The sequence below is a fragment of the Polaromonas sp. genome, assembly GCF_013817205.1.
Classification (GTDB): domain Bacteria; phylum Pseudomonadota; class Gammaproteobacteria; order Burkholderiales; family Burkholderiaceae_C; genus Polaromonas.
In genome coordinates, this window is record NZ_JACDDD010000045.1 from 23,033 (window position 1) to 30,404 (window position 7,372).

Sequence of the window (7,372 nt, forward strand, 5' to 3'; positions counted from 1 at the left end):
GTGTCCTCTTAGCGGGTTTCGCGTTCACGGGTGCGTGCTGCATCCCGGACGCGTGGATCAACAGTGCTGGCCGGCACGCCGGGAACCACAGCTGTGCCGGCGGCCCCCGGCAGCGCGGCAGCATCGGGGCTGGCAGCAGTGCCGTTGAGGGCCGACTGTTGCATTATCTTGTCGAGCGGCAGGTACAACAGGTTGGAGCCCTGTTTGGAATCGACCAGCACCTTGGTCACATTGGTGTACACCTGCTGCATCGCGTCTGTGTACATGCGATCACGGGTCACCTGGGGCGCCTTCTGGTACTCGGTCAGCACCGATCGGAAGCGTTGGGCATCACCCTCGGCCTGTGCCACGATGCGAGCCCTGTAGGCTTCGGACTCTTCCTTCAGGCGCGAGGCCGAGCCCACGGCACGCGGGACCACGTCATTGGCATAGGCCTGGGCTTCATTCTTGGCACGTTCACGCTCCTGTCCGGCCTTGAGCACATCATCGAAGGCGGGCTGGACCTGCTCGGGTGGCCGCACGCCGCCCTGCTGCATGTTGATGCCGACAATCTCGACACCTACCTTGTAGCGGTCCAGGATGGTCTGCATGAGCTTGCGCACCCTCGGGCCGATCTGCTCTCGCTCTTCCCCGAGTGCCGCGTCCATCCGCATTTTCCCGACCACTTCGCGCACGGCGGTTTCAGCAGCCTGCACCACCGCATCTGCCGGATTTTTGCTTTCAAACAAGTAGGCACGCGCGTCGCTCAGCCGGTACTGGACGGCGAACTTGATTTCCACGATGTTTTCGTCTTCGGTCAACATCGCCGACTCGCGCAGCCCGGTGGATTTGACAATGCTGTCCTTGCCGACGTCGACCGACCGGGTCTGGGTGACCACCAGTGTTTCGTGGCGTTGTATGGGGTACGGCAGGCGCCAGTTGAAACCGGCGCCCACCGTCGATTTGTACTTGCCGAACTGCGTGATGACGGCCTGCTGGCCCTCCTGCACGATGAAAAAGCCGGTGCCCAGCCAGATCAGTATCGCTACGGCGGCAATCAGACCCACGCCGATACCGGCGCTTTTCATATCGGGCTGGAAGCTGCCCGGGCCGCCGTTGCCACCGCCGCCAATGCCGCCCGTGCCGCGAGGACGCTGTCCCGGCTTGTTGCCGCCGAACAGGCCGCCCAGCTTGCGGTTGAAATCGCGCCAGAGTTCATCCAGGTCTGGCGGGCCCTGATTTGGCCCCTGACCTTGCGGCTGGGGGCGACTCGGTGCTGGCGGCCTGACGGGCGCTGGCTCGTTCTGCCCGGCATCCGGCTTGCTGTCATCTCCGGCAGGCTTGTTGTTGTTGTCGTCGTCACGGCCCCAGCGGGGATCGTTCAGGTTGAACATGCCCCGGATGCCTTGCCCCAGTCGGGCTGGAAGGGTTGTCAGCGTCTGTAGCACAGGGTTCAGGTTCATAGAATCAGGCTCATTATTTTTCAATACTCCGACATTGTGCCCAATCAGGCGACAGCCTCACTGATTTGGGGGCTATCTTCCTCAGGCGGCAACGCTGCATGGCGGGACAGCAACTCGCGAAGCAAAGGCAGGCCTTCGCCGCTTTGCGCACTGACAAACACGCGCTCGACGCGTTTGCCGGTGTCGGAAAACGCGTCCTTTACCTCGAAGCTGTCACTCAGTTGCAGCGGCCAGCGGGACTTTTCAAGGGTATCGAGCTTGTTGAACACCAGAATCTGCGGTACATCGGCCGCGCCGATTTCGGCCAGCACGCGCTGAACCTGCTCAATTTGCTGCAGATGGTCGGGATTGGCGCCGTCGACCACATGGATCAGCAAGTCAGCGTCAGCCGCCTCTTGCAGGGTAGCGGCAAAGGCGTCGATCAGGCCATGCGGCAGGTCGCGAATGAATCCCACGGTATCGGACAGCGACACCGAACGCGCTGCATCGCCCAAGTAGAGCTGCCGCGTGGTGGTGTCCAACGTGGCGAACAACTGGTCGGCAGCGTAGGCACGCGCCTTGACCAGTGCATTGAACAGCGTGGACTTGCCCGCATTGGTGTAACCCACCAACGACACCGTAAAGGCATTGCGCCGCTCACGCTGGCGGCGCTGGGTTTGCCGCTGCTTCTTGACCTTGGTCAGGCGTTCCTTGGTGCGTTTGATGGACTCGCCGATCATGCGTTTATCAAGCTCGATCTGCTTCTCGCCGGGCCCGCCACGCACACCGGCGCCGCCGGTTTGCCGCTCCAGGTGGGACCAGCGCCGGACCAGGCGCGTTGACAGGTACTGCAGACGCGCCAGTTCCACTTGCAGCTTGCCCTCGTGGCTACGCGCGCGCTGGCCAAAAATCTCCAGGATCAACAAAGTACGGTCGTTGACCGGCAGCTCAAGTACGCGCTCAAGGTTGCGCTGCTGCGCGGGGCTCAGGGACTGGTCGAAAAGGATTTCGCTGGCGCCCGTTTCCAGCGCCAGCATCTTGATTTCGTCCGCCTTGCCGCTGCCGATAAAAAGTGCGGCGTCGGGCGCGCGGCGCTTGCACACCACGCGGGCAACCGCCTGCAGGCCCGCAGTCTGGGCCAGCAGGCCCAGCTCCACGAGGGCGGCATCGAAATTTGGCTCGCCCAGATCGACCCCGACCAGGATGGCCAGGGGGAGCGATGCAGTGGGAGTGTCCAGAGGCCTCAGCTGGCTGGGCTTTCCGGAGCTTCAGCCGCAGCGAAATTGACCGCACGACCGGGAACGATGGTCGATATCGCGTGTTTGTAAACCATCTGGGTGACGGTGTTGCGCAGCAGCACGACGTATTGATCGAAAGATTCGATCTGGCCCTGAAGCTTGATGCCGTTGACGAGGTAAATCGACACCGGCACATGCTCACGGCGCAAAGTGTTGAGGAACGGGTCCTGCAACAGCTGACCTTTGTTATTGCTCACGATATTTTCCGTGTTCAAGAGTTGATAGAAACTTCACCTTACCACACGCTATCCGGTGGAGTGCAGGCGTTCAGGCTGAATCTTTGTCAGCAAAAGGGTTGCTGGACGACTTCATCTGGATGCGTAGCGGCGTGCCGACCAGATCAAACTCCTTGCGGAAACGCCCTTCGAGAAAGCGTTTGTAGGCGTCCGTCACATGTTCCAGTGAATTGCCATGAACGATGATGATGGGCGGGTTCATGCCGCCCTGGTGCGCATAACGCAGCTTGGGGCGGAACATGCCGGCCCGCTGAGGACTCTGGAACTGCACGGCCTCAAGCAACAGGCGGGTCAGCACCGGGGTGGACATCTTGCGGTTGGCTGAAGCATGGGCCTGAACAATCGACTTCCAGACCGGCCCCAGGCCCTGGCGCTTGATCGCCGAAATGTTGTGGATGGACGCAAATTTCAGGAAAGCCAAGCGTGTCTCGACGGATCGCTCCAGCGTTTCACGCTGGTAGCTGTCCACTGCATCCCACTTGTTGACCGCCAGCACCACGGCGCGGCCGCTTTCGAGGATATAGCCTGCAATGTGGGCGTCCTGGTCGGTCACGCCCTGGGTCGCGTCCAGCAGCAACAGCACCACATTGGCGCTTTCGATGGCCTGCAGGGTCTTGACCACCGAAAACTTCTCGATGGCCTCAAACACCTTGCCCTTGCGGCGCAGGCCGGCGGTGTCTATCAGTTCAAATTTCTGGCCGGCTTTTTCAAACGGCACTGAAATGGCGTCGCGTGTCGTGCCCGGTTGATCGAACGCCACCAGACGCTCTTCCCCGAGCCAGGTGTTGATCAGCGTCGATTTGCCGACGTTGGGGCGGCCGGCCACGGCCAGCTTGATCACTGTCGGGTCGGCGGGCTCGCCCTCCTCGTCCGGATCGGGCAAATTCAGCGGCGCCAGGGCCATCTCCACCAGCGTGCGCATGCCCTGGCCGTGGGAGGCGGACACGGCCAGGACCTCGCCCAGCCCGAGTTCAAAAAACTCGGACAGTTGCACCCCTTCGGTCATGCCTTCAGCCTTGTTGGCCGTCAGGACTGTCGGTTTGCCGAGCTTGCGCAGGTAACGGGCAATTTCGTGATCCTGCGCGTTGACGCCAGCGCGTGCATCCACCACAAACACGACCACATCGGCTTCGGCCACTGCCTGCCGGGTCTGTTTGGCCATTTCCTTGTAAATGCCGTCGATGGCCTTGGGCTCGAAGCCACCGGTGTCGACGACGATGAATTCCTGGGAACCCAGACGCCCGTTGCCGTAGTGACGGTCCCGCGTCAGGCCGGCGTAGTCGGCCACAATCGCGTCGCGCGACTTGGTCAGCCGGTTGAAAATCGTCGATTTGCCCACATTGGGGCGCCCGACCAGGGCGAGAACAGGTTTCAAAGTGAGCGTTCGGTAGAAAGAGGAATGACAGGCACGGGCGCTTCATCCCCCTTCAAGCAGGGGCCGCGGGTCCGGCTCTGCCGGCCCGCAGGCGCAGCCGCCCCCGCGGGGGGCAGCGAAGTACACGAAGTGATCAGCGTGGGGGCCACTCTATTCAGGAGCGAATCCGTATACAACGCCGGAGCGAGTCACGGCGATCAGGGTATTGGCCGCCATTACCGGCGAGGCCACCACCGGCGAGCCATCGGTGCTTAAGCGATTCAGCAGGGAGCCGTCGGCGCGGGACAGCAAATGCACAAAACCAGCAGAATCGCCAATGGCGATGGAGCGTCCCACCACCACGGGGGAAGTCAGGTTGCGGTAACGAAGGCGGTCCGTGTTCCAGGCGCTTTCGCCATCGGCGCGGCGCCAGGCCATTACCTTGCCATCGGCTTCGGTGCCGAATACCAGGCTGTCGTCGCCAGCCAGACCCTGGGCGCCATTGGCCGGTTTGCTCCACAGCAGGCTGCCGCGTTCAGCGTCCACACAGCCCACGCTGGCCTGAAAAGCGCGGGCACAGACTGTGTTTCCGGTGCGGCTCACGGTGCCGACCAGGTCAACCAGGCGCTCAACGTCATTGATGCCGCGCGGCGATGCGATGGGTGCTTCCCAGCGAATGTTCCCATTGAGCGGGTTCAAACCGGTCAGGCGACCAGCCAGGCCGACCACGAGGGTGTCACCGACGGCGAGCATGACGCCTGACTGGCGCAAGACGAGAGGCTCGCTGGGGCGCTGCTGGGTCCAGAGTCTGCGACCGCTCTGACCATCAAAGGCGTTGACCGAGCGGTCGGCAGCCAGCACAAACACGCGGCCACCGGCCACGAACGGTGCGCTAAAGGCCTGGGCCGCCAGTTTCTGGCGCCAGACTTCGCGGCCACCGGCAATGGCGACCACTTCATTGCCGCGCGTGACCACGGCGGCCAGCCTGCCATCGCTGCCGACACCGGCTGCAATCGGTGTACCGATGTTGGTGCGCCAGAGGTCCCGGCCGGTGCGCGCATCGAGCGATGCCACCGTGCCGTCCGCGCTGGCGAGCACCACCGCGTCGCCGGCCACTTCAACTTCGAGCGGGAAGCCGACTTCACCGATGCGGGCCGTCCAAGCCTGGCGAACCGCCACCAGCGCGACCACGGGCTGCAGTGCGACTGGCTGCGGCTTCTTGGCGGACCTGCTGAACAATCCGCTGACCATTGAGCAGCCAGACAAGAGTGCTACCAAAACGATAGCTGCTGGGGCTTTACCAGCAAGGGCCAGAGGCCTGAAAGACTTGAAAATCACTGCTTGACCTCCGGTGCGGACGCGGGAGAAGCTGCAGCGGTTGCTGCAGCGCTGGGTAATGCCGCCGACGGATTCACGCCGAGTGCATTGAGTTTGACTTCGATCAGGCGCCGGTACTCGGTGCGCTCGTCCATGAGCTTCCAGGCTTTTTCGTATTCAGCCCGGGCTTCGCCTTTTTTGCCTTGCGCAAGCAGGACATCGCCGCGCCGGTCTGCAACCAGTGCCGTGAACTCCTTGGGGAAAGAGCCAGACAACTGCTGCAGCGCTTCGTCATACGCCTTCGCTTCGAGCAGCACGCCGGCCAGCCGCAGCTTGGCAAGCGCCTGATAACCTGCGTCGGCGCTTTTGCCAGCCACCCAGGTCAGAGCGCCCTTGGCGCCATCGATATTGCCCTTGTCGTAATAGGTCTTGGCAGCAAGCAGCCCGGCCTGCTGCGCAAAGGCGGTGCCACCGAACTTGTCCTTCATGTCGGACAGCGAGCGATCCAGCCGGCCGGCGTCCCCCGACGTCGCGGCGCGCTCGACCTCGTCGTACATGACGGCGGCTTGCGCTTGCTGGCTGCGTTGCCAGTACTGGTAGCCATTCCACGCTGCGAATGCACCAAAAATGGCAATCAGGCCCCAGGTGATCAGGTTGCCGTACTGCTTCCAGAAGTGCTTGAGCTCGTCAAGCTGCTCCTGTTCTTCCAAATCGAGATGTTTTGCCATAAAGCGCTTGTTGTTCTGTCCGGTAATGTAAGTTGTTGCCCAACAGGGAGTGTCGATTGTAGAGTGCGTGTCAGCCGGCGCTGCGCAAGCCCTGCGCCCAGGAGGGAATGGCGTCCAGCGGCTGCAGGACCTGGCCCGGCGCAACATCGCCCTTGCCTCCACGTAAGGCCTTGACTGCCACGCAGCCTTCTGCCAGCTCGGCCTGTCCAAAAATCAGTGCAAAACGCGCCCCGCTTCCATCCGCTTTCTTGAACTGCGACTTCATGCTGCCTATGCCGTCCGCGCTGCGGGCGTGCATTTGCACACTGACACCTTCGGCGCGCAGCGTTTCGCAGGTTGCCATGGCTGTTGGCATCAGCTCTGCAGATGGCACGATGGCGTAGGCGTCGGGCGCTCGCTCAGGCGGTGACACGCCAACTGCTTCGAGCAGCAGCAGCATGCGCTCCACCCCCATGCCCCAACCCACCGCCGGGGTGGGTTTCCCGCCAAGCTGCTCGAACAGGCCATCGTAGCGGCCACCGCCACAAACCGTGCCCTGCGAACCGAGCTTGTCCGTGATCCATTCGAACACGGTGAGGTTGTAATAGTCCATGCCTCGCACCAAACGCGGATTGATGCGGTAGGCCAGTCCCGCTGCGTCGAGCACCGCGCGCACAGCATTCAGGTGCGCAAGCGACGCCTCACCCAGAAAACCCATGAGTTGAGGCGCTGCTTCGACGACCGCCTGCAGCGCGGGATTTTTCGTATCGAGGATCCGCAGTGGATTGCTGTGCAACCGGCGCTTCGCGTCTTCGTCCAGTACATCGGCATGCGCTTCGAAATGCGCAATCAAGGCCGCGCGATGCGCCAGACGCTCGCCCGGCTGACCCAGGCTGTTCAGCTCAAGTCGCACATGCTCCATCGGGATGCCCAGATCGCGCAGCAATGCGCGGCACATCAGGATCTGCTCAGCGTCCACGTCCGGCCCCGCAAAGCCCAGCGCTTCGACGTCAATCTGGTGGAACTGGCGGTAGCGCCC

Annotated in this window: 7 protein-coding genes; all 7 read right to left on the reverse strand. The window is 62.6% G+C overall.

Annotated elements, in window-relative coordinates:
* Positions 1–8 precede the first annotated feature (8 nt).
* The gene (gene hflK, locus H0W47_RS11570) at positions 9–1,442 is read right to left on the reverse strand and encodes an FtsH protease activity modulator HflK (RefSeq protein WP_296924446.1); all 1,434 of its coding nucleotides are present in this window, start codon (positions 1,440–1,442) and stop codon (positions 9–11) included.
* A 44-nt stretch (positions 1,443–1,486) separates the two neighbouring features.
* Positions 1,487–2,659 carry a GTPase HflX gene (hflX, locus tag H0W47_RS11575; RefSeq protein ID WP_296924458.1) on the reverse strand — a complete coding sequence of 391 codons (1,173 nt, stop codon included), beginning with the start codon at positions 2,657–2,659 and terminating at the stop codon, positions 1,487–1,489.
* A gap of 5 nt (positions 2,660–2,664) precedes the next feature.
* Positions 2,665–2,934 (reverse strand): RNA chaperone Hfq, encoded by a 270-nt coding sequence (hfq, locus tag H0W47_RS11580; RefSeq protein ID WP_296924448.1) that lies wholly within the window; start codon positions 2,932–2,934, stop codon positions 2,665–2,667.
* Between the two features lie 52 nt (positions 2,935–2,986).
* The gene (gene der / locus H0W47_RS11585) at positions 2,987–4,330 is read right to left on the reverse strand and encodes a ribosome biogenesis GTPase Der (RefSeq protein WP_296924450.1); all 1,344 of its coding nucleotides are present in this window, start codon (positions 4,328–4,330) and stop codon (positions 2,987–2,989) included.
* A gap of 150 nt (positions 4,331–4,480) precedes the next feature.
* The gene (gene bamB / locus H0W47_RS11590) at positions 4,481–5,647 is read right to left on the reverse strand and encodes an outer membrane protein assembly factor BamB (RefSeq protein WP_296924452.1); all 1,167 of its coding nucleotides are present in this window, start codon (positions 5,645–5,647) and stop codon (positions 4,481–4,483) included.
* Complete coding sequence (locus tag H0W47_RS11595; protein WP_296924454.1) at positions 5,644–6,354, reverse strand: tetratricopeptide repeat protein; 711 nt, start codon at positions 6,352–6,354, stop codon at positions 5,644–5,646. The genes bamB and H0W47_RS11595 overlap by 4 nt, the downstream gene beginning before the upstream one ends.
* Positions 6,355–6,424: 70 nt before the next feature.
* Positions 6,425–7,372: histidine--tRNA ligase (hisS, locus tag H0W47_RS11600; RefSeq protein ID WP_296924456.1), on the reverse strand; the 948-nt coding region annotated here is incomplete at its 5' end.

Excerpts from the sequence above, each read along its gene's own strand:
- hflK (WP_296924446.1), bottom strand. The coding sequence starts at position 1,442 with ATGAACCTGAACCCTGTGCTACAGACGCTGACAACCCTTCCAGCCCGA.
- H0W47_RS11595 (WP_296924454.1), bottom strand. The coding sequence starts at position 6,354 with ATGGCAAAACATCTCGATTTGGAAGAACAGGAGCAGCTTGACGAGCTC.